Genomic DNA, 25,896 nt, shown 5'->3' with positions numbered 1-25,896 from the left:
CGGCAAAGCGCAACGCGAAGGCTCTGGGGCCGCGTTATCAACGATAGTCGTGTATCGGAAAACCGGATGCTGCGAGTGCGTCAAGACCGCGCCATGGCGCGAGGGGAACGTGCTTCGTATCTGAAGACTGGGAGGCTCCGAGAGGGTGTTCATGTAGATCCTGAATGAAAAAAGGCCTTGGAGCGTACAGCCTGAAGTGACTTTTCCTACAGCCCGAAATCATTTCAAAATCTGTAACAGCGCCCAAATCCCCCTGTAGGAGCTGCCGAAGGCTGCGATCTTTTGATCTTGTTTTTAAAATCAAAGTCAAAAGATCGCAGCCTTCGGCAGCTCCTATAGGTTTGAATCCGTGAATTCGGGGTCACCTGCTGACGCACAGAGGGCTTCAGGCCGGGACAAGGTCATCAATATGCCGATAATCCGCGTCCAGCGCCCCGGCCAAATCCTTCGCGCGACCCAACCGAATCGGCCCACGCTCGATGTCGATCAACAGCCCCGGGCATTCCAGCGCCGGCAAACCTGTCCACGCTTTCAAACGTCCATCCGTGACCAGCAGCAAGCGCTGCTGCTCGGCAGGAAAGCGCTTGCGCCGCACTGTCAGCCATTGCTGCGCCTGCGACAATGCCGCGACTAACGGCGTACCGCCGCCCGCACCCAAGCCATCAAGCCAGGTGCGCAAATCGCGGGATGCTTTCAAACCCTGCACCTGCCACTTCGGTGTCGCACCACTGGCGGTCAGCAATGCCAACCGCGCGCGCTGTCGATAGGCATCATCAAACAGCTGCGCGAGCAGGCCTTTGGCATCGCTCAATGCCTGATGACGGCGCGTCGACGCCGAGGCATCGACGATCACCAGCCACAACTCATGAGGCGTGCGCGTGCGCAGTTGCAACAGCAGGTCTTCACGACGTTGCGGACGCCCCTTGAGCAACGTTCCCGGCCAGTTCACTGAACCGCTGATGGCCGCGTGACGTTTGCCGTGGCGTCCGTTGTCGAGCCGACCGGCACGGGGTCTGGCATTCGCCCCCGCGTCGGATCGGGGGCGAATGCCTAGGGCTTTTTTGGCCAGCTCGGGATTTCGCGACGGCTGCCAGTGGCGAGCGCCGGGGCCGGCATGTCGCCCCACTGGCCCTGCCCTTCGCTCGGGTTCGCTGCGGAGTTTTCCGGGGATTGCGCAGGTTGTTGAGGGCTTGAAGATGGCTGTTCACGTCGACGATGACGCAAGGCAAATTCGGCCACGGCATCGATGTCCTCTTCGCCAATCGCCTCAGCTGCGCGCCATGCCGCGTGCGCACGCGCCGCACGCAGCCACACCAGATCGGCGCGCAGCCCATCGACGCCAGCGGCAAAACAGCGCTCGGTGATTTGCGCCAGTGCAGCATCGTCCAGAGGAATGCCGGGCAAGGCGCTGCGGGCGTTTTCACAGCGCTCGCACAAGGCTTGTTGCGCGGCTTCCCACTGCATGCAGAACGCTTGCGGGTCGCTGTCGAAGTCGAGGCGTCGACGAATGATCTGCCCGCGCTCGGCCGGCACGGTGTGGCCGCTGAGCGCGACGTTCAGACCAAAGCGATCGAGCAACTGTGGGCGCAACTCGCCCTCTTCCGGGTTCATCGTGCCAATCAGGACGAACTTCGCCGAATGCCGATGGGAAATGCCATCACGCTCGATCAGGTTGGTGCCGCTGGCCGCGACGTCGAGCAGCAGATCCACCAGGTGATCGGGCAGCAGATTGACTTCATCGACGTAGAGCACGCCGCCGTCAGCCTTGGCCAGCACGCCGGGGGAAAACTGCGCGCGACCATCGCTCAGGGCGGCGTCGAGATCGAGGGTGCCGACCAGACGTTCTTCGGTGGCACCCAGCGGCAACGTGACGAACTGACCGCTGGCGAGCAGGTCCGCCAAGCCCCGGGCCAGGGTCGACTTGGCCATGCCGCGCGGGCCTTCGATCAGCACGCCACCGATTTTCGGGTCGATGGCGGTGAGGCACAGGGCGAGCTTCAAGTCATCGGCGCCGACCACGGCGGAGAGCGGGAAATGGGGGGTGTCGGTCATTTGGGCTTTTCTCTTTCGTGGTCGTTGGTGTGCTTGAGCATTTTGGTGTGTCAGGTGGTGTTGCCCTCACCCTAGCCCTCTCCCAGAGGGAGAGGGAACTGAATGGGGGATATTGCCGCTTTACATCGACCTGATCGGTTTTCGATGAATCCATAATCGACTCGGCCTTTCAGGTCGATGCATGCCACAAGACACCTCGGTCGGCCCCCTCTCCCTCTGGGAGAGGGCTGGGGTGAGGGTAGTTTTCGATCGCGCTACACATCTTCCTCTATATCCAGCAACAAGTTTTCCAGCGCCTCTTTATACGCCCCCGGTTCCTGCCACATCCCGCGCTGTTGCGCCTCCAGCATGCGTTCGGTCATATCCCGCAGTGCATGAGGATTATGCTCGCGGACAAATTCGCGCGTTGCCGGATCAAGCAGATAAGCATCAGCGAGCAACGCGTATTGATGATCGTCGATCAACTGCGTGGTGGCATCGAATGCGAACAGGTTATCGACCGTTGCCGCCAGTTCAAACGCGCCTTTATAGCCGTGACGTTTAACCCCGTCGATCCATTTCGGATTGGCCGCACGCGAGCGGATGACCCGATTCAACTCTTCTTTCAAAGTGCGGATCTTCGGCAAGTCCGGCTGGCTGTGATCGCCGTGATAACTGGCCGCCGCTTCACCGCGCAGGGTTTCCACGGCTGCGAGCATGCCGCCCTGGAACTGGTAATAGTCGTTGGAATCAAGCAAGTCGTGCTCGCGGTTGTCCTGATTCTGCAGCACCGCTTGCACCTGACTCAGGCGCTGGACGAACTGTTCGCGGGCGGCGGTGCCCTCGTCGGCACCGCCATACGCGTAAGCGCCCCAGTTCAGGTAAACCTCGGCCAGATCCTCACGACTCTGCCAGAGGCGACCGTCGATGGCGCCCTGCACGCCTGCGCCATAAGCACCGGGTTTGGCACCAAAGATTCGCCAACCGGCCTGGCGCCGTGCGTCCTCTTCATCCAGGCCCGTTTGCAGCAAGGCCTCGCGTTCGGCGCGCACTTTGGCGGCCAGTGGGTTCAGATCGTCGGGCTCGTCCAGCGCCGCCACCGCTTGCACGGCGGCGTCGAACAAACGGATCAGATTGGCAAACGCATCGCGGAAGAATCCGGAGACCCGCAGCGTCACATCGACCCGCGGTCGGTCCAGCAAGCTCAACGGCAGGATCTCGAAATCGTCGACTCGCTGGCTGCCCGTGGCCCACACCGGGCGCACGCCCATCAGCGCCATCGCCTGGGCAATGTCATCACCGCCAGTGCGCATCGTCGCCGTACCCCATACCGACAGGCCGAGTTGGCGCAGATGGTCGCCGTGGTCCTGCAGGTGTCGCTCAAGAATCAGCGTGGCCGACTGGAACCCGATGCGCCACGCGGTAGTGGTCGGCAGGTTGCGCACGTCCACCGAGTAGAAGTTGCGCCCGGTGGGCAGTACGTCGAGACGTCCACGGCTGGGCGCACCGCTCGGGCCGGCCGGGACGAAACGGCCGCTCAAGGCATCGAGCAGGCCGCGCATTTCTGCCGGGCCACAGGCGTCCAGACGCGGGGCGACGACTTCGCGCAGGTTGTCGATGATGGCGTTCACTTCAGCCCAACCCGCTTCCTGTAGGAGTGAGCCTGCTCGCGATAGCGGTGTGTCTATGAAAAAGTCGTCGGCTGACACATCGCCATCGCGAGCAGGCTCACTCCTACAGGGGTTGTGCAAGGTTTGGGAGATCAGTTCGGCGGCGAACAGTTCGAGGCGTTCGCGGGTGTCGCCGGCGGTGCGCCAGACTTCATCGGTCACGGTTTGCAGTTCGATGGGACGCGGGCCGACCCACGGTTCAGCCAGCGCACAATCCAGCGGATCAAAACCCAGTTCAAACGCCTTGGCCAGCGCCCGCAACAGACTCGACTGCGCACCTTTGCCATCGCCGCGCGGAATGCGCAGCAACGCCAACAAGGTATCGATACGCAAACGCCCGGAGGGTGATTCGCCAAAAATGTGCAAGCCATCGCGGATCTGCGATTCCTTCAGATCACACAGATACGTGTCCAGACGCGGCAGCCAGATCGCTGCATCGGCATCGCTGTCCAGCGCGGCATCCAGTTGCAGTTCGCGGTCGATCTGCGTGTCGCGCACCAGTTGCAAAATATCGCGCTGCAACTCGCGAGCACGGCGCGGATCAAGCAACTGCGCTTCGTAATATTCGTCAGCCAACAGCTCCAGATTACGCAGCGGGCCGTAGGTTTCGGCGCGGGTCAGCGGCGGCATCAGGTGATCGATGATCACCGCTTGCGTGCGCCGTTTGGCCTGGGCGCCCTCGCCCGGATCGTTGACGATAAACGGATAGATGTTCGGCAATGGCCCAAGCAACGCGTCGGGCCAGCAGTTTTCCGAGAGCCCGACACCTTTGCCCGGCAGCCATTCAAGGTTGCCGTGTTTGCCGACGTGGATCACGCCGTGGGCGCCGTAGGTGTTGCGCAGCCAGAAATAGAACGCCAGATAAGCGTGCGGCGGCACCAGATCCGGATCGTGATAAACCGCGCTCTGGTCGACCTGATAACCACGCGCCGGTTGGATGCCAACGAACGTCAGGCCAAAGCGCAACCCGGCGATCATCATGCGCCCATCGCGGCACATCGGATCTTTTTGCGGCGGCCCCCAGCGCTCGACCACTGCCGCGCGATTGGCCTCGGGCAGTGCGTTGAACATCATCAGGTAATCGTCCATCGCCAGACTTTGCTGGCACGGGCGCAAATCAATGGTGTCGAGATCATTGCTGACGCCACCGAGCAATTGCTGGATCAGCGCGGTGCCGCTGTCCGGCAACTCGGCCGTTACCGGATAACCCTCGGCCTGTAACGCCCGCAAGATGTTCAGCGCTGCCGCCGGCGTGTCGAGGCCGACACCGTTGCCGATGCGCCCGTCGCGAGTCGGGTAATTGGCGAGAATCAGCGCAATGCGTTTTTCGGCATTCGGCACTCGCGCCAGATCGATCCAGCGTCGCGCCAGCTCGGCGACGAAATCCATGCGTTCGGGTTGCGCGCGATAGCAGACCACATCTGACTGACTGCGCTCGCTGCGCCAGGCCAGATCCTTGAAGCTGATCGGGCGGCTGATGATGCGCCCGTCGAGTTCCGGCAAGGCGATGTGCATCGCCAGATCGCGCGGGCCGAGGCCCTGCTCGCTGTCGCGCCAACCGGGCTCGTTGTCCTGAGCGCAGATCGCCTGAATCACCGGGATGTTGCGGCGAAACGGCCGCAAGTGCGGCGCTTCGGGACTCGACTGGGCGAAACCGGTGGTGTTGAGAATCACCCCTGCCTCGACTTCATCCAGCCAATCCTCGACCACCGACAGGCAGCCGGGTTCTTTCAGACTCGCCACCGCTATCGGCAAAGGGTTCAGCCCCGCCGCTTGCAAGCGCTGGCAGAAAACATCGATGAACGCGGTGTTCGCCGCTTGCAAATGCGAGCGGTAAAACAGCACCGCCGCCACCGGTTGATCGGGCCGCCAATCGGCCTGCCAGTCACTCAGTGCGGCGCTGGTTTTGTGCGGATGGTAAATCGCCGTGCGCGGCAGGGTTTGCGGTTCGCCCCACGGGTAATCGCGGGCGAGCCAACGGCTGGCCAGGCAATGAAAGAAATCCACGGCGTTGCCCATGCCGCCCTGACGCAGGAACTGCCAGAGCCGGTCACGATCTTCGGCGTTGACGGTGCTCAGGTCACTGAGTTCCGGATCGGGGCGATCATCACCCGGCACCAGAATCACCTGCACGCCACGCTCGGACAACTCAATCAAACGCTCGACGCCGTAACGCCAATAGGCAATACCGCCATGCAGCGAGATCAGAATGACTTTGGCGTGGCGCAGCACTTCATCGACGTAGAGATCGACCGAAGCGTGATTCTGCACCTGCATGGGATTGGCCAGGCGCAGGCTCGGATAATCCTCGGGCAGTTGCTGCGCAGCTTCGGCGAGCAGCGCCAGGCTGGAATCGCCGCTGCACAGGATTACCAGCTCGGCGGGGGTTTGCCCCAGGTCCGCGATGTTGTCATCCGAGACGAAACCGCCGGGCTGGGTCCTGAGCAGGTGCATGGGTTAAACGCTGAGCGCAGCGCGCAGTTGCGCTTCGAGTTGCGCGGCGTCGAGCTCCTGACCGATCAACACCAGACGCGTGACGCGCGCTTCATCGGCGCCCCACTGACGGTCGAAATGCTTGTCGAACCGCGTGCCCACGCCCTGAATCAGCAAACGCATCGGCTTGTTCGGGATCGCCGCAAAGCCCTTCACACGCAGGATGCCGTGCTTGACCACCAGTTGCGTCAGCGCGTCGAGCAGCAGGCTTTCGTCGGCTTGCGGCAGTTCGATGGAGATCGAATCGAATGCATCGTGATCGTGGTCATCGTGATCGTCATCACCGTCGTGGTGATGGTCGTGATGGCTGTGACGGCTGTCGATGTGTTCTTCGGAACCGGCGCCAAGGCCGATCAGCACGTCCAGCGGCACACGACCACTGCTGGCTTCGATGATCTTCACCGCTGGCGGCAGTTCTTCGGCGACTTCAAGACGTACGCGCGCCAGGTCTTCAGGGCTGATCAGGTCAGATTTGTTGAGGATGACGAGGTCGGCGCTGGCCAGTTGATCGGCGAACAATTCGTGCAGTGGCGATTCGTGATCCAGGTTCGGGTCGAGTTTGCGCTGGGCATCGACTTGATCCGGGAACGCGGCGAAGGTGCCAGCGGCCACAGCCGGGCTATCGACCACGGTGATCACCGCGTCAACCGTGCAAGCGCTGCGGATTTCCGGCCACTGGAAGGCTTGTACCAACGGTTTTGGCAGGGCCAGGCCAGAGGTTTCGATGAGAATGTGGTCGAGGTCACCGCGACGGGCAACAAGCTCGCGCATTACCGGGAAAAACTCTTCCTGCACCGTGCAGCACAGGCAGCCGTTGGCCAGCTCATAAACGCGGCCCACGGCTTCTTCTTCGGAGCAGCCGATGGTGCATTGCTTGAGGATTTCACCGTCGATGCCCAACTCGCCAAACTCGTTGACGATCACCGCAATACGGCGGCCCTGAGCGTTGTCGAGCATGTGCCGCAGCAATGTGGTTTTGCCCGAGCCGAGGAAGCCGGTGACGATGGTGACAGGGAGTTTGGCCAGTGTTTTCATCGGTATGCCCTTTGGCAAAGTGGCGGGCATACGGGACGAGAACCGGCACCGCGCGTGCGTGCCTGGAGAGTTCGCCACCGGATCACCCCGCCCGGTTGAAATTGAGAATCTGTGACGAGGCAGGTCTCCTGGCTGACGGTGTTCAGGCGCTGGGCCTGGATTCACTGCGCCTTCCCGCGGGCTCTGTGGATTGAGCTTGCAGTGGCGTGGCAGCGAACATCACCGTTCACAGTTGCGGGGGCAGCCGCGGCATTGACCGCGTTCCCTTCTTAGCTTCGGCAATGCCGAAGAACCTCGAAGGCGCAAGGCTACGCATGGTGCAGTGGTGGGTCAATGTTTGGATACGGGGCATATCCGTTGCTGCGGGTGCTGCCGCTGGCGGTTTCGCTCTTACAGCGAGTCCCTTTTTCAAACGCCAAAAAGGAACCAAAAGGCTTTGCCCCCGGCGTACGGCACTTCGCTGAGGCTCAGTGTTCCCTCGCTACGGTGTCCATCCGCTCGGCCTGCCGAAGGGGGCTAAGAGCAAGAGCAACATCAAAAGCCAGATCAAGAGCCAGATCAAGAGCCAGATCAAAAGCCCCTCACCCTACCCGTCTTCCAGAGGGAGAGGGGACTGATCGAGGTGTTTGGGAGAAATACACCGACGTGAAACACCGAGTCGAACACCGATTCCGAAAAGCCCAAAAGTCGCCCCCCCCTCTCCCTCGGTAATGGGCTGGGACGAGGGCAAACCCAACACAAAACCAAAGCCAACCGCACGCTCCTCCCCCACCCAACACAATGAGCGTTAGCTCGAGTGCAGCTTTTGATCTTGATCCGCGGGCGACGTCGGGAGGCTGAGTGGAGGGATTCATCCGGTGAGGACATCGAAAGGAGGTGCAGCGAAGCAAACCGGAATCGATGCCCCGGATGGATTCCGGAGCGAAGGAACCCCGAGCTTTAGCGAGCGGGCCGGACGTAGGAGCAAGCCTTTTTGGTTACTTTTTCGGCGTCTGGAAAAAGTGACCCGCCGTAAGGGCGGAACCATAAGAAGCCACACCCGCAGCAACGGATAAGCCCCCAAAGCAAATTGACTAAAAACCCCACACCATGCTCTCCTACACAACTTGTTACGGGTGCCCTTCACAGGGTGAAACGGGAAACCGGTGAATCATGTGCTTTACTCAGAGCCATGTCAGTCCGGTGCTGCCCCCGCAACGGTAAGCGAGCGAAGCGTCAGATCCACTGTGCCATTGCGGCATGGGAAGGTGACGCTTGCAGGTCGGCCAGACGCCAACCCCTCGTGAGCCCGGAGACCGGCCCGCAACACACAGCGCGCAATTGGCGTGCTGAACATAACAAACCCGCGGTGGGCGGGCGCTGTTTGAACCTCTGCGTGCCCGCGCCGCAGGGGTTTTCATGCGCTCTTGTCCACCCCTGACATTCCAGAGGGACGCGCCATGTCGATCATCACCAGCACCGGCAGCAACACGGACAAAATCTCCAGCACCACCACCCTGAGCCAACGCCTGACCGCCGCTGTTTTCGCGTCGATCCTGGGTGCAAGCCTCGTCTATTTCGCCGGTTTCTCGCACATCGAAGCCGTGCACAACGCGGCTCACGATACCCGCCACAGCGCCGCGTTCCCGTGCCACTGAGACCTGCCGACATGATCAAGCGAATTGCGCAAACCGCAGGTTTCACCGGCCTGCTGGCCGCCCTGCTGCTCACGCTGCTGCAAAGTTTCTGGGTGTCGCCGCTGATTCTTCAAGCCGAAACCTATGAAAAATCCGAGCCTGTTGCCGCGGTTCACGAACACGCGGCCGGCACCGCTGCGCACACCCATGATGCCGAAGCCTGGGAGCCGGAAGACGGCTGGCAGCGCGTGCTTTCGACCACGGGTGGCAATCTGGTGGTGGCCGTGGGTTTTGCCTTGATGCTGGCCGGCCTCTACACCCTGCGCGCGCCGACCAAAACCTCGCAGGGTCTGCTGTGGGGTCTGGCCGGTTACGCGACGTTCGTCCTCGCACCGACCCTGGGCTTGCCGCCTGAACTGCCGGGCACTGCCGCGGCGGATCTGGCTTCGCGGCAGTTGTGGTGGATCAGCACTGCCGCTTCAACCGCTGCCGGTCTGGCGTTGATTGCGTTCAGCCGTCATTGGTTGATGAAAATCCTCGGTGTGGCCATCCTCGCCGTACCGCACGTGATCGGCGCACCGCAACCGGAAGTGCATTCGATGCTCGCGCCAGAAGCACTGGAAGCGCAGTTCAAAATCGCTTCGCAATTGACCAATGTAGCGTTCTGGCTGGCCTTGGGCCTGATCAGCGCCTGGTTGTTCCGCCGCAAGATCGATGGTCAATACCACGCATGACGACTGACAGCGCAGCGCCGACTTTCGTGGTCGGTCTGGGCTGCCAGCGCGGCTGCCCTGCGAGCACGCTGCGCGCGTTACTCGATCAAGCCTTGCAAGCCAATCGCATCGAACTGCATGCCGTGAAGGCTTTGGCCAGTATCGACTTGAAACGCGATGAACCCGGCTTGCAGGAACTCGCGAATCAACTGGCCCTGCCGCTGCTGTACTTCAGCAGTGAAGAATTGGCCAGCTATGCACAGCGACTCAGCCACCATTCGCAGATTGCCTTCGAGCGCACCGGTTGTTATGGCGTAGCGGAAAGCGCCGCGCTGGCACTCGCCGAACAGCTGATTCAGGCACCTGCAAAGCTGCTGATTTCCCGACAAAAATACGCTCAGGCAACGCTGGCATTGGCCGGCGCCGCGTAAATTCCCGATAATCCCCGCCATTCATCATGAGCAATCTTCATCTGAAGCGTTGCCGCGCCTATTTCCCAAGGATTCTACGATGACCGTTTACTTCATCGGCGCCGGCCCCGGCGACCCGGAATTGATCACCGTCAAAGGCCAGCGGCTGATACGCAGTTGCCCGGTAATCATCTACGCAGGCTCGCTGGTACCTGCGGCGGTGCTCGAAGGTCATCAGGCAGAAACACTGGTCAACAGCGCTGAATTGCATCTGGAACAGATCATCGAGCTGATCAAAACCGCGCACGCCAAGGGCCAGGATGTGGCGCGGGTGCATTCGGGGGATCCGAGTCTATATGGCGCGATTGGCGAGCAGATCCGCTATCTGCGTGAACTCGATATCCCGTTTGAAATCATCCCCGGAGTGACGGCGACCGCGGCGTGCGCGGCGTTGTTGGGCGCAGAACTCACGCTGCCTGACGTATCGCAAAGCGTGATCCTGACCCGTTATGCCGACAAGACGGCAATGCCCGCCGGCGAAGAGCTGGGCAGTCTGGCGCAGCATGGCGCGACGATGGCGATTCATCTGGGGGTCAATCATCTGGAAAAGATCCTGACTGAACTGCTGCCGCATTACGGCGCGGATTGCCCGATCGCGGTGATTCATCGCGCGACATGGCCGGATCAGGACTGGGTGGTGGGAACGCTGGCGGATATCGCAGAGAAGGTCACGGCCAAAGGGTTTCGGCGTACGGCGTTGATTCTGGTTGGGCGGGTCTTGGGGAGTGAGGTGTTCAGCGAGTCATCGCTGTATCGCGCCGGGCATGCGCATCTTTACAGACCCTGAAAATCAAAAGATCGCAGCCTTCGGCAGCTCCTACAGGGAAATGTATTCCAATGTAGGAGCTGCCGAAGGCTGCGATCTTTTGATCTTGTACTCCAGACAACGCATTCATCACGGGAAAAATGCGTCGTCGCAATCGCAGTGAACACCGTACTCAGTAGTAGGCGTTTTCTTTCTGCGTATGGTCGGTCACGTCGCGAACACCTTTGAGCTCAGGAATACGCTCAAGCAAGGTGCGCTCGATGCCTTCCTTCAGGGTCACGTCTGCCTGGCCGCAGCCTTGGCAACCACCACCGAACTGCAAAACAGCGATGCCGTCTTCAACCACATCGATCAGGCTGACCTGACCGCCGTGGCTGGCCAGCCCCGGGTTGATTTCGGTTTGCAGGTAATAGTTGATGCGCTCGTTGACCGGGCTTTCGGCGTTGACCATCGGTACTTTGGCGTTTGGCGCCTTGATGGTCAGTTGGCCGCCCATGCGGTCGGTGGCGTAATCGACAACGGCGTCATCGAGAAACGCTTCGCTGAACGAATCGATATAAGCGGTGAAGCTTTTCAGCCCCAGCGCGGTGTCTTCAGGTTTTTCTTCGCCCGGCTTGCAGTAGGCAATGCAGGTTTCGGCGTACTGGGTGCCAGGCTGGGTGATGAAGACGCGGATGCCGATGCCTGGGGTGTTCTGCTTGGAGAGCAGATCGGCCAGGTAATCGTGGGCGGCGTCAGTAATGGTAATAGCGGTCATGGAAACTCCTCGCAGGCTTGTGGCGGAGTTTACGCCAATCGTTGCGCCGGACAAAGTCCTAGTATTTTTGTCAGGAATGATTCTCGACAGGTTCATCGTCTATTTGGGTCCATAACCACTCTGAAATCACCAGCATTCCCTGTCGGAGCTGCGGAACGCTGCGATCTTTTGATCTTGATCCTTAAAAGAAGATCAAAAGATCGCAGCGTTCCGCAGCTCCTACAGGGGGACAGCAGGGCAGGCTCAAACCATCAAAGATTCTCGTAGCGGTTCATGTCCAGCACGCCCTCTTCCACCGGCTCGGTTTCATGGATGTACTGACTCAGATCGTGGAAATAGAACCAGAATTGCGGATGACTGCGACGAATGCCCCAGCGTTCGACGATTTTTTCGAAACGGTTGGCATCCTTGGCATTTTCCATCGCATCGACAAACGCTGGCACCTGATCAGCGGGAATGTTGAAGATGAAATTCGGATAACTGCTGAGCACACCCGGATAAATGGTCAGGGTATCCAGCCCCGGCTGATAGCGCAGGGACTCACCCAGCAGAAACGCCACGTTGCTGTGCGCGCGGTTGCGCATCAGGCTGTAGACCTCGCGTTTACCGTTGGCCGTTTCGATACGCAACATGGTTGCTTCCGGCAATTGATCGATGACCTTCAAGCCGGCCGCCGGGCGTGATGTCAGATGGCTCAGCGCCTGCTCGGCATTTTGCAACGCCGGATCGATATTCGGCCGCGAGCAATAAGCGCCGTCGCAACGGTTGATCGGGTCTGGCCGCGCATTGAGGTCGCCGTAGCGCGCGAGCAACTGCATGGCGAAGTCGTGTTTCGGGTCCTTCTCATCGAGTTTCAGCGCGGTCGGCTTGTCGTCGTCGATGGCTTCGTAATCGAGCCACATCTTGAACTGGCCACCGTTCTGGTACCAGTCGTTGAGGTAATCCTCACGGGAGTCGGCCGGCATCAGGCGCAGGAAGTTCTGCTCGGCACCGTTGCGGATCAGGTCGAAATACAGGCGGGTTTGCGCCTGATGCGAGACATTGCCGAACACATCGAAGTTGACCGCCAACTGGTAATAGGTGCGCTCCAGCAGCGGGTAGTCGAACAGCCACATCGTTTGCGGCACTTCACCAATCAGGCCTTTGGTCACCGAGGCACTGTCGAAGTGGCGGAAGATGCTCAGCAATGCGTTGTCGTTGCCCGCCCACAGGGTCGACCAGCTCGGCGCCGGCAAGTCGGCGTAACTGTCGCGACGCAGGGCTTCGTATTCATTACGTTTGTCACGGTAGTTGCGCCACAGGCTCAGCACGCTGCCGACATCGTCGTTCTGCCCGGGCATGGCCAGCAACGGCGTGGCCTGGCCGCGATAGTTGGGATCGGTGATGTACAGGTCATGTTCCGGCGCCTGGAACAGTGCCCAGAAGTTGTCGCGAATCACGTCGGTAGCGATCTGCCCCCGACACACCGGGCCGCGAATAAACGTGCGGACGAAATATTCAGCGTTATCGAGCATGAACTGATAGCGCGCCTGCGCCGGAATCGCCTCGAACGTGACGAACGGATTGGCCCGGCTCTGCGGACCGTAACCCGGCAGTGCGTTGACCTGCCAGTTGCCGCTATAGAACAGGTTTTTCACCCGCGCCATCTTCGCCGCGCTCAGCGGATACGTAATGTGGGTCTTGTGTACGATCACGCCCTGTACCGGCCACAAGCGGTAATACACCCGCGTGCCGGGATCGTCGTTGGGACGGCGAGTGGCGATCAGGTCGATCGGCTGACCGGGCGGCGTACGCGAGCGCACCCACTGAAAAAAGTGTCCGGGCTCGCCGCCCTTGAAATAGATGTGGGCCAGATACAAGTGCTCGAACAACCAGCGGCCGACCAGACTTTCCCGTGCACCGGGCAGGTTGAGCAGATTTTCCCATTGCACGATCTGCATCGCTTCCTGGGCACTCGGCGCCAGGCCTTGTTCGTCGATTGGCGCACCGGAGGCCAGCCAGCGCTGCAAGGTCTGGTATTGCTGATCGGTCAAGCCAGTGACCGCCAGCGGCATGCCTTCTTTCGGGTGAGCCCCTGCGTAGCCGTCAAATTCGGCAGGCATCGCGCACATGTTCTGGCGGTTGAGACCGAGGACTATGTTTTCCGGCAGTCTGGCGTTAGGCGTTAACGGTGTCTTGTGCCCCAGCTCCAGCATGCGCGCCATCAGCGCAGCCTGACTGCCCTGGGCGTCGAGCACCGAATAAAAGCCTTTCTGCTGCCAGGCGCGTTGGCCGAAAGCGTCGTAGAACAATCGTGTGGTCGGCGCTGCCTGACTGCGCTCGCCGTCGTAGACCGGCATCTTGCTCGCGCCACGCCCCGCGCCTTCGCCACTGCCCAGATTGAGCTGGCAGGCAGAGTCGTAGCACGCATGGCAGGCCACGCACTTCTCGGTAAAGATCGGCTGAATGTCGCGACTATATGAGATGGAAGACGAAGCGGGATCCTGCGCATTGGCGCCCCAGCTGAATAACATCAAAAAGATGCTGATGACGCGGTACGACATGCCCTTGATCCCGATCCTGAAAAAAACGTCGCGATACTACAGTATGACGCCCGTACCAACATGAACGATATTCATGCAAAACCGCCACATGCTCCAAAAGCGCACAGGTTTGTTATGATCCCGCTCCTTCGTAATGGTCTTTCCGAGTAGTCCAAATGTCCGATCGCAGCGTCCGCCTTCAAGCTCTCAAGCAAGCTCTCAAAGAGCGCATCCTGATACTCGACGGCGGCATGGGCACGATGATCCAGAGCTACAAGCTCGAAGAACAGGATTATCGCGGCAAACGCTTCGCGGACTGGCCGAGTGATGTGAAGGGCAACAACGACCTGTTGGTGCTCACCCGTCCTGACGTGATCGGCGGAATCGAAAAAGCCTACCTGGATGCCGGCGCCGACATTCTGGAAACCAACACCTTCAACGCCACGCGCATTTCCATGGCCGACTACGGCATGGAAGAGCTGGCCTACGAATTAAACGTAGAAGGCGCGTGCCTGGCCCGCAAGGTCGCCGACGCCAAGACTGCCGAGAACCCTGAGAAGCCACGCTTCGTCGCCGGCGTGCTCGGCCCTACCAGCCGCACCTGCTCACTGTCGCCGGACGTGAACAATCCGGGCTACCGCAACGTCACCTTCGATGAACTGGTGGAGAACTACACCGAGGCCACCAAAGGTCTGATCGAGGGCGGCGCCGACCTGATCCTGATCGAAACCATCTTCGACACCCTCAACGCCAAAGCGGCGATCTTCGCCGTGCAAGGCGTATTCGAAGAGCTGCACATCGAACTGCCGATCATGATCTCCGGGACCATCACCGATGCCTCCGGCCGCACTTTGTCGGGCCAGACCACCGAAGCGTTCTGGAACTCCGTGGCCCACGCCAAGCCGATTTCGGTCGGCCTGAACTGCGCACTCGGCGCCAGTGAACTGCGTCCCTATCTGGAAGAGCTGTCGAACAAGGCCAGCACCCACGTTTCCGCGCACCCGAACGCCGGCCTGCCGAACGAGTTCGGCGAGTACGACGAACTGCCAATCGAAACCGCCAAAGTCATCGAAGAATTCGCCCAGAGCGGTTTCCTCAACATCGTCGGCGGCTGCTGCGGCACCACGCCCGGCCACATTGAAGCCATCGCCAAAGCCGTGGCCGGTTACGCACCACGGCAGATTCCGGACATTCCCAAGGCTTGCCGCCTGTCGGGCCTGGAGCCGTTCACCATTGATCGCAGCTCGCTGTTCGTCAACGTTGGCGAGCGCACCAACATCACTGGCTCGGCCAAGTTCGCCCGCTTGATTCGTGAAGATAACTACACCGAAGCACTCGAAGTCGCCCTGCAACAGGTCGAAGCCGGCGCCCAGGTGATCGACATCAACATGGACGAAGGGATGCTCGATTCGAAGAAGGCGATGGTCACCTTCCTCAATCTGATCGCCGGTGAACCGGACATCTCCCGCGTACCGATCATGATCGACTCCTCGAAATGGGAAGTGATCGAAGCCGGCCTGAAATGCATTCAGGGCAAGGGCATCGTCAACTCGATCAGCATGAAAGAAGGCGTCGAGCAGTTCATCCACCACGCCAAACTGTGCAAGCGCTACGGCGCTGCGGTAGTGGTGATGGCGTTTGATGAAGCCGGCCAGGCCGACACCGAGGCGCGCAAAAAAGAAATCTGCAAACGCTCCTACGACATTCTGGTCAACGAAGTCGGCTTCCCGCCGGAAGACATCATCTTCGACCCGAACATCTTCGCCGTGGCCACCGGCATCGAAGAACACAACAACTACGCGGTCGACTTCATCAATGCCTGCGCCTACATTCGCGACGAACTGCCGTATGCGCTGACCTCCGGCGGCGTGTCCAACGTGTCGTTCTCGTTCCGTGGCAACAATCCGGTGCGAGAGGCGATTCACTCGGTGTTCCTGCTGTACGCAATCCGCAACGGCCTGACCATGGGTATCGTCAACGCCGGTCAGCTGGAAATTTACGACCAGATCCCTGTCGAGCTGCGTGACGCTGTCGAAGACGTGGTGCTCAACCGCACGCCGAACGGCACCGACGCCCTCCTCGCCATTGCCGACAAGTACAAAGGCGACGGCAGCGTCAAGGAAGCCGAGACCGAAGAATGGCGCGGCTGGCCGGTCAACAAGCGCCTGGAACACGCGCTGGTCAAAGGCATCACCACGCATATTGTTGAAGACACTGAAGAGTCGCGCCTGTCGTTCGCCCGCCCGATCGAGGTGATCGAAGGCCCGCTGATGTCCGGCATGAACATCGTTGGCGACCTGTTCGGTGCCGGCAAAATGTTCCTGCCGCAGGTGGTGAAATCCGCCCGCGTGATGAAACAAGCCGTGGCCCACTTGATCCCGTTCATCGAACTGGAAAAAGGCGACAAGCCGGAAGCCAAGGGCAAGATCCTCATGGCCACGGTCAAAGGCGACGTGCACGACATCGGCAAGAACATCGTCGGCGTGGTGCTCGGTTGCAACGGTTATGACATCGTCGACCTCGGCGTGATGGTGCCGGCGGAAAAAATCCTCCAGGTTGCCAAAGAACAGAAGTGCGACATCATCGGCCTGTCCGGTCTGATCACGCCGTCGTTGGATGAGATGGTCCACGTGGCGCGTGAGATGCAGCGCCAGGATTTCCACCTGCCGCTGATGATCGGCGGCGCGACCACTTCCAAAGCGCACACGGCGGTGAAGATCGAACCTAAATACAGCAACGACGCAGTGGTCTACGTGACCGACGCCTCCCGCGCCGTGGGCGTGGCAACGCAGTTGCTGTCGAAAGAACTGAAGGCCGGTTTCGTTGAAAGAACCCGCGCCGAATACATTGAAGTGCGTGAGCGCACCGCTAACCGTAGCGCCCGCACCGAGCGTTTGAGTTATGCCGCCGCCATCGCCAAGAAGCCGCAATTTGACTGGGCCAGCTACGAGCCGGTCAAACCAACCTTTACCGGTGCCCGTGTTCTGGACAACATTGACCTCAAGGTCTTGGCCGAATACATCGACTGGACGCCTTTCTTCATCTCCTGGGACCTGGCCGGCAAGTTCCCGCGCATCCTCGAAGACGAAGTGGTCGGTGAAGCCGCCACTGCGCTTTACAAAGACGCGCAGGAGATGCTCGCCAAACTGATCGACGAGAAACTGATCAGCGCCCGCGCGGTATTTGGTTTCTGGCCGGCCAATCAGGTGCATGACGACGATATCGAGCTGTACGGCGATGACGGTAAGCCATTGGCCAAACTGCATCACCTGCGTCAGCAGATCATCAAGACCGACGGCAAGCCGAACTTCTCGCTGGCCGACTTCGTTGCACCGAAAGACAGCGAAGTGACCGATTACGTGGGTGGCTTCATCACCACCGCCGGCATCGGTGCCGAAGAAGTGGCCAAGGCTTATCAGGATGCTGGCGACGATTACAACTCGATCATGGTCAAGGCCCTCGCCGACCGTTTGGCCGAAGCCTGCGCCGAATGGCTGCACCAGCAGGTGCGTAAAGAGCACTGGGGTTACGCCAAGGACGAAGTGCTCGACAACGACGCACTGATCAAAGAGCAGTACTCCGGCATCCGCCCTGCCCCGGGCTATCCGGCCTGCCCGGATCACACCGAGAAAGCTGCACTGTTTGCGCTTCTAGATCCTGAAGCAGAAGAAATGCGCGCCGGTCGCAGCGGCGTGTTCCTTACCGAACACTACGCCATGTTCCCGGCTGCGGCGGTCAGCGGCTGGTACTTCGCTCACCCGCAGGCGCAGTACTTTGCTGTCGGCAAGATCGACAAGGATCAGGTGCAAAGCTACACCTCGCGTAAAGCTCAGGAGCTCAGCGTGACCGAACGCTGGCTGGCGCCGAATCTGGGTTACGACAACTGACCAAAGGTGGCGCACGGGAACGAAGCAACTCGCTCCCGTGCGCCACTGACTGTCAAGCGCTGTTACTTCAGGGCAGCCTGGAAGGGCCAGGTTGCGGAGACCGCGGTGCGGGGATCTCCGGATCGCCCGCGGTCGGCTGGAGAACCTCGATTTCCCTGCGCGTCAACTCTGCAAGTTGCTGGTTGCGCTTGTCCTCAATCGTATCCATCGCTTCCCTCATTTCTACCGGGTAATCTGCTTCGTTGAATTCGCCACGCTCGTTGCGCGCTTCAAGTGCGTTGAAGACTTCCAGGCGTTCGTCGTCCAGCGCAGTGTTGATCGCACTGAACTCTTGCGGATAGCGCTCTGCCAGGTGAGCCTTCCAGAAGTCCTGCGTCGCCATGAACAGCGACAGTGCGTCGGAACGCTCTGCTTCGAGGATGGAAGCTCGGACCTTTGCAGCTCGCGCTTCGGAGATAGGAGTGCCGTAGAGCATGTGCGCAGGCTGTCCGGGCAAATCCAGACCGTCGTCCCAGCCGTTTGTCAGACCTATTCGATATTCCAGGCGCACTTCCGCAATGTCGCTGTGCCTCTGAATGGCTCTGTGTTCGGCCAGGGTGTCGACCCTGTAGAGCCGGAACAACCGCCGCAACAGCGGTAAAAGCGCCCTGCCTTTGAGCACCGCATTTCCCGGTGGAATATTGCGCAAAGCGTGATAAGTAAAGACGCGGGTCTCAAGCTGACTAAATGTCAAAATGCGGCCGTCGGCGCACGTTCCATGAGTCTCGGCCTCGAGGAACAGTAGATCTCGCAGTTCGGTATTTTCGCAAGCCGCGCTTATCACCTCCCAGAGCCGACGGGTCAAATCGGCGCGAGCAAATCTGAATTCGGATGTGTTGCGCAATAACCCAATCAGATTAAAAAAACGTTCATTCTGTTCTTCTCCTGCCAGTCGCCGCCACAGCTCGCGCCTGGCCAACGCCTGTTCCGGACTGGAGTCAGCAAGCCAAGCATCCACCGCGCCCACAGCAATCTCGCTCTGCTGCGGGTTCAGCTCTTCAACAGCCTCGACAGCAGGGCGGCAGCTTCACCGCCGCGATCGTTATCGTCGTTACTTCCATCATCACTGTCATGATCGGAACCCGAGCCCTCTGAATTGGAATCGTCCCTAACTTGGTGCCTCTGGGACAGCTCTGATCGGGAAATGCCAGCCACTGCAGCTCTTTCGTGGGTGTCGCTGTAGCCTGAAAGGACGTCGAACGAATATCTGGACAGGTTCATATCAGAGAGGTTCGTGCCGGCCAGCAAGGTGTCATGACTGCCATCGAGCAGCTCCTCCGGAAACCCCCTGATCTCATTGCCACTTAGATCCAGCCTTCGCAACAGCGCAAGATCCAGGGTTCCTCCAGGCCAATCAGTAATGGAGTTGTAGGCAAGATCCAACGCCTCCAGACTTGTAAAGGGTGAACTGTCGAACGAAGCCAGCCGGTTGCTGCTGAGATCGATCCGTTTCAGCAAACGTCCTTGCATCGGCAGCTCGAAATTCGATTCAAGGTCGGAGAAATGGTTGGCCGCCAGCTCCAGCTCGCTCAACTGACTCATGTCTCTGACGGCTTCAGGCAACGCTGCCAGCTCATTGCCGTTCAGACACAACCTGCGTACGCCCGGGAATGCTCTCAGAAAGTCGTTGGAGCCCTGCGCTGTCAGCCTGACGCCGGTCAGATCAAGTGCAGTCACCCCCGGCAACTGAATCCCCAGCGCCGGCAAGTCGCCTGTCTGTATGCCACTGAGGTTCAGGTTCAGCTCCATGCCACCTGGGTGGTCAACGACTGCTTGCCACCACAGCCCGCGGATGCGCGACGCCGCCTGCGATCGTGTTTGCAACGACACAATAGACCTAGACGTCCTGACCTCGGCAATGCAGAGCCAATCATTCAACTTGCGCGTTAACGCTTCGCTTTCTTGACGCCATTGGCTAATTTGCTCGCCGATTTGCGGGTCGCTCATCGCGCTGTTGCGCATCCGCTGGATCTTCTCAAGAGCTTGGGCCTCGGTGATTTCCGGGCGAATTTGCTGCAGGCTATAAACAAAACTGTCGCCCTCAACCATTGCCTGTGGAAGCCGCGGCACGCGGCTGAGGACTGTCCACGACGTTTCCGCAGGCGGGAAAACGTTAAAAGGCATTTGTTCGGAGAGTCGCGCTAATGCGCCGGCGGACAAGCCTCTGGCCTGTTCAATCCGCTGTCGCGCCGTAGTCAGAACCTGCTGCCCCTGGTCGTTCAAAGGGTTATTGCCAAGCTCGGTTTTCAGCAGGATATCGTCATGTATAAACACATCCTGCGGCAACGATGAGAGCTGGTTATTGCGCAAGTCGAGCCACGACAGCTTCGGCAGGAATTCCGCGCCGGCTGGCCATGAGCGCAACTGTGTCGCGTTCAAATCCAGCGCTTCAAGCGCAGTCAGTGCCGCAACGTTGATGCTGCCGAGCGGATTGCCGCGCAGATTCAGCCGGGCAAGTTTGGCAAAGCCATTGAACTGCGCCTGCACAGCGGGCGTAAGGACAATATTATTGCCGTGCAGGTCCAGCTGCGTCAGGTCAGGGAGGCTTTCAGGCGCGGCAGGCAGCTCGGTCAAACGGCCGCCGCTGATTTCAAGTATCTGCGCCTTGCTGAAGGCTTTCAGAAAATCTTTTATCTGCGCCACGGGGGCATCCAGCCCGTCGAGGCGCAGCGTTCTCACGTGGGAAAAGCTGCCCGCTGGCAGCGGTGGCAGCTCGGGCAATGTAAAGAGGCGCAATGAGCCCGACAGGTTGTTTCGCAGGTCGATCTCCAGGAGTGACGCGTCAATGCGTGCACCGTACCGTTGGCGAACGAGTCCCCTCCAGTTCCTCTGCAGGGCGTTATATATCGTTGAGCGCGTGCCGCTTAACCAATTCGGTAAAGGTTGCGCCCCCCTTAATGCAGTACCTGTAGCCGACGGGTAGAAAGGTCGGAATATGCCCGCGTGTTCGGCAGTCAGGGCACGAATCCCGGCCAGCTGGTTCTCGGGTGAATCCCAGGTGTGCAGGACACTTTCCCCGACAAGTCCCCCCCCTCGATCGTCGCCAAGGAGATAGTTCAGCTCTCCACGACAATACTCATGCACCATCAGCGTTTCATCCAGACCACTGAGTGGCCCGTTTTTTCGCAGGTATTCATACGCAGGCAAGAATTCGTCATAAGAGAACTTCGACCAATCCAGCGACAGTCCTCTCCATAACTGCTCATGGCCGGTATACATGCTTTCAGGGATTGCACTAATGGCTGTCGCCCTCAGGTCGAGAAACTCCAGTTGGGGCAAGTTCTCGACATTGGCTGGCCATTGACGCATGTGCCTGGCGATAATCCTGAGCCGCTTCAAACCCGCCAACCCGCCCAGCCCTCCAGCACTGAACTCTGGCGAAATGCTCCCACGCATCACCAGATTGAGTTTTTCCAGAGAGGTCAACGCGTTCAGCCGGGTTGAAAATTCTGCCGTTAATGATGCGGAGGCTGATCCGTGACAAGTGAGCGTCCTGAGTGCCGGCATCTCAAGAACGGCCGAGGGCAGCGTTAAAGGCAGAATGGCGGAACCGGTGCCAGGCACGAGTTCGATATTGGATAACCAAAGCTCGCGGATATGGGAAAACGTCGAGAGAAATGCATTCAGGTTGTCATCCATCACTCTGCCCCATGTCACTTGCAGTGTCTGTACATGGGAAAAGTCTGCTTCCAGCACCGGCCACGGCGCCTCGCAGTCGAGCCGCAACATGACGCTGCCGGGTGTTTGCGCCGTTAGCGGTGCGGTACGCCAACTGTCTTTGAGTGCCTGCGCAACACGGACTTTTGCCCGGTATTCCGGCAGTTCAGACTGTGGCCCCGTCCATTGATCAAGTGTTGTCTCAAGCGTCTCCCATTCCCGTGTCTTCGCCTGCAGAACATGATGGATCTGCTGTGGTGTCTTGCCCTCCTGCGCACGCAGAAACGCCTGCGCCTGTTCGGGCGCCGGATAAAGCGCCTCCGCCCGCGCCGTTAGCTGGTCGTCGACCCCACGTCCACGGCCGCTGGCGTAATAACCTGTGCGTGTGCCGTTGATCCTCACGGGTGGTTTGTAGGATTTGGCGCGCGGATTCAGAGCGCTGGCGACTTCACCGCGATGCTCAACGGCGTAATCAATGATGTTGCGCTGCAGCTCGCCGCTCTGCCCGACATGAGGAAGGTCGATGGCGGCACGGGTATCGTCCGGCAGTGCATGCATGATCGAGGCATAAAAATTGTCCCCCTGACTGGGAATACTGTTGAGCGTTTCTCCTCGCTCATTGAATGCCTGGTAGTGGGGGCCGTCTTTCACCAGATACTTTATTTGGGTGGCGGTCTCATTGCCGATGCTGTCGAGCAGCAGGCCGGAAGGGCTTCCGTCACGAACTTCAAGACGCACTGATGCTGGCCAGCCCGGCAAGTTTTCCAAGGCATGCAAGGCCAGTCGACGGCTGTCTGCCGAAGCGATGTTTTCACTGTGCAAGCCGGCAAAAGCCTTGGTTTGTCGTGCTTGCCGCGCATACCAGCGGGCCTCTTCAAGCATTCTCAAAGGCGCACGTCGCGTACTGTCGAGCCGTAAAATTTCCTCGCCACTGGCGTGAGCCAGCACTTCTTGCGCGGCGTTCAGGCCAAGGCCTGGGCACTCGCGCTGCAACGTCCTGACTCGGGCATCGGCGGACTCGACGCCTTTGTAAAGGCTGTCGAAAATCGCCGGTTGCCGGGTTTGCGCATAATCGGCAAAACGTCGGTCCAGCACCTGGGGAATTGTTTCTGTAACCCTTGTGCCTTCCTGTCCAAGCAGGCTGATGATTTCCGGCTCGTCCAGCGCCTGCACGATCCGTGCGGTCAACTGGCCGTTGAGCACATCTGCGCGACTGACCTTGATGGGTGGCCGGGAGGTGCCATCGGGCAACCTGCGTTCAGCACCATAGCGAATAGAACTGCCAGACAGGTCGGCACGCTCGAACACCTCCAGTATCCGCCCCTGCGGCCAGCGCGGCATCTTCGTCAGCAAAGGCAAAGCATGCATGATCCGATCATCTGCCGGTTTCAAATGCTGCAATTGTTCGAGTACTTCACTTGCATCCCTGTCCGCCTTGAGCAGGTCCATGGCGTCTCTCAGCTCGGGAGGCGGTGCGGCATTATCCATGTGCATCTTGCGTAGCGCGTTATCCGTCACGCCACTGACATCGGCGGCCGTCAAAAGCAGCTCGTCCGGGAAGACTTCAGTCGCATGACCCATACGCCGCAGCAGCGTCAGGCGATCCCATTGCATGGGACGCTCTAACGTGTGACGCCATGCCCCGCGGCCGTTGCCCTCCAGAACAGGCTGGTACGCCTCGGCATCGGGGTGTTTGATCCGCCACTTGTTGATGTCCGGGTCGAAAGTTTGCTCAACCACTGTATCGTCCAGGCGTATGTAGGTTTTGCCGTCCACGACGTATTGACCCAGGGCATTCGGGCCAGCCTCCGTATCCAGCACGACATCACGCTTGTAAGCACCGAGATCGGGTTGCCACAGGCGGGTCTTGCCATTGGGCAGCGTGACCGGTTCAAGCCCTTCGATGACCGGCGTAGCCCTGACCGCTACCAGTTTGCCCACCCCTGCCCCGACACCGGCCATAACGGCAACCATTGCCAGGTTTTCAGCGACATCGATCAGGTGGGCTTTGGCCGCTCTCTTATCGCCTTCACCCCATTCAATGGCGCCTTCCAGTGTTTCGTACAACAACTGCCCGGCCATCGCGACCATCATCACTTCGCCCAGCACCGGTACAAACATCGACACAAAGTTGAGCCCCATCAACCCGATTTGCAGAAGATGGGCCAGTTTCTCCGCCCGCGCCTTGGCATCAACATCATCGGAGGGAACGGCATGACTGCGCGCATCAGCCAATACCTTCGCGCAGCTCTGCTTATAGAGGTAATCCCACAGGTCCTGGTTTGGAGACCAGGCAGGGCCGCCCCTCTGGTTAAAAGCAACTGCGCCAATAAAAGGGTCTTCAGCCGGCTCCATTTTGATGTTGCGTCGGGGAGGCAACTCCTTGATGCCCAAAACGTATCCTAATTCACCGAACTCGGTGAAAGTCCGCCAGGGCGATCGCAAGAAGTCAGTGGGTGAGTCGGCAGCCTCCTGCACAAACTGGCTAAAGTAATAAGGGCGTTGATCGTAGGACAGGAACTGGCTGAGGAATCGCTGATAGGCAGTGGGTGCAGCCTGATCAGGTTCGGCAGGATCCCTGGCCGTCAACAGGCGCTTGAATTCCTGCTTGAATTGATCCCAGGTATAACGCTTGAAGGGATGTTCCGGGTCATGGGGGATGTAGACAATCAGCTCTTCGGCATATCGATATTTTTCACAAATCACAAAGACAGCACAGCCCGTCATTCGCTTCTTCATCAGGCCCATGTCGCGAAACCACACTTGCTGCTTGCCCATCCATGGATTCACTTCGCCATTGATGACCGACTGGATCATGGCGTGATCGGCGGGCAAAATATCCTTCGTCAACAATGACTGATCCGCGGCGGCTTTCATCGTTGCTTTCTGCGCGGCGATAAAGTGCTCGCGAAGCGTCTTTTCAACGTCGGCCTCTGGCGGATGGAAGAAAGACCGCAGATAGGCCTGGTATTTCGCGCCGATATCAAGGCTGCGGCACAGGCTCAGAAACTCGCTGACCGAAAGCTTGAGAGGGACAGATTTATATGTGTCTGCGGGCGTCTCTTGCTCTCCAAAGCACGAAGTCTTGTGATAAGCCCCCGCTTTGCACTCCCAGGCTTCAAAATTATGCAGAGCCGCTTGCAGCAGTGTGAGCGTCATGAACTCAAACGAGGCGACTTCAACCTCGAGAATGCTGATTTCGAGGGGGCGTCGCAGAGTCAAAAGCGTTTTGGTGACATCGACCTCCACGCCGTACCGATCCTTCAACTCCTTGGTCAGCAAGGGTTCAGCGAATGCGTCGACGTCCTTGAAAGACGCCATGGTTTTATCCAGTTGCGCCTGTGCAGTCATGCTCGCACTGAAACTGGCATCCAGGGTTTTACGCTGCTCAGCTGACGCGTCTTGATACCACTGAGGCATGACGGTAGAGGTGTTCTTCAACGCTGCCCGTCGCGGCGATGAGGTGTCAATCAGCCACTGAGGAGTGGCTGCTTCAAGAAAGTCGCCATGAATGCTCTCGGTGATTGCGGGCTTGCTGGCATTGCGTATCGAGGGGTTCGAGGACATAAGTCGCTCCTTGTGAATGGAGCGCTAGCACACCATCCGGAACGACCTCGCCTGCGGTACATATATATTGCTTCAATGCGTATGTTTATCAGGATTTGTCGACACCCTCCGGCCGCCGGGAAGCCCGAAGTTGTCTATGCTGTGTGCAAGCAAGACCACTGAAGGAAGGGATTTATGGACGATCCAAAGGACAACAAGCCACCAACGTTATGGCAGATGCTGCACAGCGTGATGGCGGCAGCTTTCGGGGTGCAAAGCGGAAAGAACCGGGCGCGTGATTTCACTCACGGCAAGCCGAGTCATTTTGTGGTGTTGGGGGTTTTGTTTACAGGCGTGTTCGCACTGACGCTGTTCGGCATCGTCAAACTGGTGTTGCATCTGGCCGGGATCTGAGTCCGGCGGCGGCCCTACGGACGTCGCCCGGACTGTGTCGATTATTGATGACTGACCCAGAACACCGCCGTCCCTACTACCAGAATAATCAGGAACAAAATGGCCCATGCGTCAACGCTGCTGTCGCTTTTCCTTGCCTTGGTCGGGTTGCTCATTGCATCGCCTCTTATCGGTTTTATCGGTGATTGCAGAAAGACTCGACCACAGTTAAGACGATGATTGTCCGCACGACAAATGTGGAATAGGTAATAACTGTTCTCGTTAGGCGATTTGGTTCTTT

Annotated in this window: 14 protein-coding genes and 2 riboswitches; of the genes, 6 read left to right on the top strand and 8 right to left on the bottom strand. The window is 59.3% G+C overall.

Annotated elements, in window-relative coordinates:
- Nucleotides 1–385: 385 nt before the first annotated feature.
- The 4 genes from ICA16_RS03140 to cobW form a co-directional block, all read right to left on the bottom strand.
- Nucleotides 386–1,126, bottom strand: a complete 741-nt coding sequence (locus ICA16_RS03140) for a vWA domain-containing protein (RefSeq protein WP_210699909.1) — start codon at nt 1,124–1,126, stop codon at nt 386–388.
- Nucleotides 1,051–2,052, bottom strand: coding sequence for a magnesium chelatase ATPase subunit I (locus ICA16_RS03135; RefSeq protein WP_210699908.1), 1,002 nt, complete (start codon nt 2,050–2,052; stop codon nt 1,051–1,053). Before ICA16_RS03135 ends, ICA16_RS03140 begins: the two co-directional genes overlap by 76 nt.
- Nucleotides 2,053–2,306: 254 nt before the next feature.
- Entirely contained in the window at nt 2,307–6,155 is a 3,849-nt protein-coding gene (gene cobN, locus ICA16_RS03130) for a cobaltochelatase subunit CobN (RefSeq protein ID WP_210699907.1), read from the bottom strand.
- Between the two features lie 3 nt (nt 6,156–6,158).
- Nucleotides 6,159–7,229: a cobalamin biosynthesis protein CobW gene (gene cobW / locus ICA16_RS03125; RefSeq protein ID WP_150602463.1), complete on the bottom strand. Its 1,071-nt coding sequence runs from the start codon at nt 7,227–7,229 to the stop codon at nt 6,159–6,161.
- A gap of 101 nt (nt 7,230–7,330) precedes the next feature.
- Nucleotides 7,331–7,541: riboswitch (cobalamin riboswitch) on the bottom strand.
- A gap of 784 nt (nt 7,542–8,325) precedes the next feature.
- Nucleotides 8,326–8,547, top strand: a riboswitch (cobalamin riboswitch).
- A 121-nt stretch (nt 8,548–8,668) separates the two neighbouring features.
- Between cobW and ICA16_RS03120 the strand changes: the two genes are divergently transcribed.
- The 4 genes from ICA16_RS03120 (at nt 8,669) to cobM (ending at nt 10,815) form a co-directional block, all read left to right on the top strand.
- On the top strand, nt 8,669–8,866 hold the full coding sequence (locus ICA16_RS03120; protein WP_150602464.1) for a CbtB domain-containing protein: 198 nt from the start codon (nt 8,669–8,671) through the stop codon (nt 8,864–8,866).
- A gap of 11 nt (nt 8,867–8,877) precedes the next feature.
- Nucleotides 8,878–9,579 carry a CbtA family protein gene (locus ICA16_RS03115; protein WP_150615448.1) on the top strand — a complete coding sequence of 234 codons (702 nt, stop codon included), beginning with the start codon at nt 8,878–8,880 and terminating at the stop codon, nt 9,577–9,579.
- Nucleotides 9,576–9,989 (top strand): cobalamin biosynthesis protein, encoded by a 414-nt coding sequence (locus ICA16_RS03110; RefSeq protein WP_150602466.1) that lies wholly within the window; start codon nt 9,576–9,578, stop codon nt 9,987–9,989. Before ICA16_RS03115 ends, ICA16_RS03110 begins: the two co-directional genes overlap by 4 nt.
- Before the next feature lie 79 nt (nt 9,990–10,068).
- Nucleotides 10,069–10,815, top strand: a complete 747-nt coding sequence (gene cobM, locus ICA16_RS03105) for a precorrin-4 C(11)-methyltransferase (RefSeq protein WP_210699906.1) — start codon at nt 10,069–10,071, stop codon at nt 10,813–10,815.
- Nucleotides 10,816–10,966: 151 nt separating this feature from the next.
- Here cobM and nfuA read toward each other — a convergent pair whose 3' ends face one another.
- Both nfuA and ICA16_RS03095 read right to left on the bottom strand, forming a co-directional pair.
- Nucleotides 10,967–11,551: a Fe-S biogenesis protein NfuA gene (gene nfuA, locus ICA16_RS03100; protein WP_042559410.1), complete on the bottom strand. Its 585-nt coding sequence runs from the start codon at nt 11,549–11,551 to the stop codon at nt 10,967–10,969.
- Between the two features lie 251 nt (nt 11,552–11,802).
- On the bottom strand, nt 11,803–14,094 hold the full coding sequence (locus ICA16_RS03095) for a fatty acid cis/trans isomerase (RefSeq protein WP_210699905.1): 2,292 nt from the start codon (nt 14,092–14,094) through the stop codon (nt 11,803–11,805).
- A gap of 155 nt (nt 14,095–14,249) precedes the next feature.
- Here ICA16_RS03095 and metH point away from each other — a divergent pair, with 155 nt between their 5' ends.
- The gene (metH, locus tag ICA16_RS03090; RefSeq protein ID WP_210699904.1) at nt 14,250–17,960 is read left to right on the top strand and encodes a methionine synthase; all 3,711 of its coding nucleotides are present in this window, start codon (nt 14,250–14,252) and stop codon (nt 17,958–17,960) included.
- Nucleotides 17,961–18,027: 67 nt separating this feature from the next.
- Here the strand turns inward: metH and ICA16_RS28155 are convergent, their stop codons facing one another.
- Together ICA16_RS28155 and ICA16_RS03085 are read right to left on the bottom strand one after the other, a co-directional pair.
- On the bottom strand, nt 18,028–18,966 hold the full coding sequence (locus tag ICA16_RS28155) for an NEL-type E3 ubiquitin ligase domain-containing protein (RefSeq protein ID WP_338049889.1): 939 nt from the start codon (nt 18,964–18,966) through the stop codon (nt 18,028–18,030).
- A 23-nt stretch (nt 18,967–18,989) separates the two neighbouring features.
- The gene (locus ICA16_RS03085; RefSeq protein ID WP_228734119.1) at nt 18,990–25,223 is read right to left on the bottom strand and encodes a leucine-rich repeat domain-containing protein; all 6,234 of its coding nucleotides are present in this window, start codon (nt 25,221–25,223) and stop codon (nt 18,990–18,992) included.
- 174 nt (nt 25,224–25,397) lie between these two features.
- On the opposite strand from ICA16_RS03085, the gene ICA16_RS03080 reads away from it, so the two are divergent.
- Nucleotides 25,398–25,616 carry a DUF2970 domain-containing protein gene (locus ICA16_RS03080; protein ID WP_210552873.1) on the top strand — a complete coding sequence of 73 codons (219 nt, stop codon included), beginning with the start codon at nt 25,398–25,400 and terminating at the stop codon, nt 25,614–25,616.
- The last annotated feature ends 280 nt before the right edge of the window (nt 25,617–25,896 follow it).

The sequence above is a fragment of the Pseudomonas anatoliensis genome (assembly GCF_017976235.1).
Lineage (GTDB): Bacteria > Pseudomonadota > Gammaproteobacteria > Pseudomonadales > Pseudomonadaceae > Aquipseudomonas > Aquipseudomonas anatoliensis.
This window is presented reverse-complemented; position numbering and strand designations above follow the sequence as displayed.